This window comes from Photobacterium sp. 1_MG-2023 (assembly GCF_030547945.1).
Classification (GTDB): Bacteria; Pseudomonadota; Gammaproteobacteria; order Enterobacterales; family Vibrionaceae; genus Photobacterium.
Map to the genome: position 1 here is coordinate 1 of NZ_JAUORR010000072.1, position 1,179 is coordinate 1,179.

At 51.0% G+C, this 1,179-nt stretch carries 1 protein-coding gene; it reads left to right on the forward strand.

Annotation, left to right across the window (positions count from 1 at the left end; all coding sequences use genetic code 11):
• Window positions 1–78 precede the first annotated feature (78 nt).
• Entirely contained in the window at window positions 79–1,092 is a 1,014-nt protein-coding gene (locus Q4579_RS22875; protein WP_303567261.1) for an IS110 family transposase, read from the forward strand.
• The last annotated feature ends 87 nt before the right edge of the window (window positions 1,093–1,179 follow it).

Below are 1,179 nucleotides of genomic sequence, written 5' to 3' on the forward strand. Positions count from 1 at the left end.
TAACGAATGACATGGACTCCCCCTCATCAGGCTCTGCCACACTAGGTAAGTCTGACTACGAAATTACCGGAGGCCACCATGTCACATTCTATTTATGGCATTGATTTAGCCAAACATAGCTTCAGTATCCACGGTGAAGATCATCAAGGCAAGGTGTTGATCCACAAAACAATAACGCGGTCAAAAGTCCTTGAGACGTTTGCTAATATCCCACCCGCAATTATCGGTATGGAAGCCTGCGGTGCCTCTCATTACTGGGCCCGAGAACTGGCGAAGCTCGGCCATACGCCAAAGATCATGGCGTCGAAGTATGTGGCGCCTTTCAGAACCGGTGCCAAAAATGATCTCAATGACGCCTTTGCCATTTGCACAGCTGTCATCCGTCCTTCAACACGCTTCGTCCGGATCAAATCGGCCGACCAGCAAGCGATTTTGCTCCTGCATCGTGCGCGTGATCATTGGGTCCATGAACGAACGGCATTACTGAATCAAATTCGCGCCATGCTGGCCGAGTTCGGCATTATCGCGCCGAAAGGACGCCACGCATTACAAACCGCTATCCCCGAAGCGCTTGAAGATGGTGACAACCCACTCCCTGATCTCGCCAGAGCGATCATTTCAGACTGTTTCGGGCACTTACTCATTCTGAATCAACGTATTGCAGACCAAGAACAATGCTTCGATATGCTGGTTTCTCGCAGCCGCCAAGCAAAGAAAATCATGAAGGTGGCAGGCATTGGACCCATTACAGCGACAGCCGTCATCGCCAGTATCGGCAAAGGTGAGCAATTCGATAAAGGACGGGATTTCGCCGCCTGGCTCGGGTTGGTTCCCAGCCAGTATTCAACCGGTGGTAAGCCAAGGCTCGGACGAATTACCAAAAAAGGCGACCGATATCTGCGGACACTCTTGGTTCATGGTGCACGTGCTGTTATCGCCAGTCTCGGCGATAAAACTGACCGACTCAGCTTGTGGTGCAAAAGTCTGGTCGAACGCCGTGGCTTTAAACGGGCGATTGTCGCACTGGCGGCAAAGAACGCTCGGATCATTTGGTCGCTGCTGAGAAACGATACTGAGTACCAAACGATTTAAAACGGAACATTTTTTCAACGGAGTCACTTGCTTCACCGGGTCATTGCAATAGCCAATGATGGTGTAAGGTTCAGACCTTTTGCGGGA

Coding starts and splice junctions, on each gene's coding strand:
- Q4579_RS22875 (WP_303567261.1), top strand. CDS start 79: ATGTCACATTCTATTTATGGCATTGATTTAGCCAAACATAGCTTCAGT.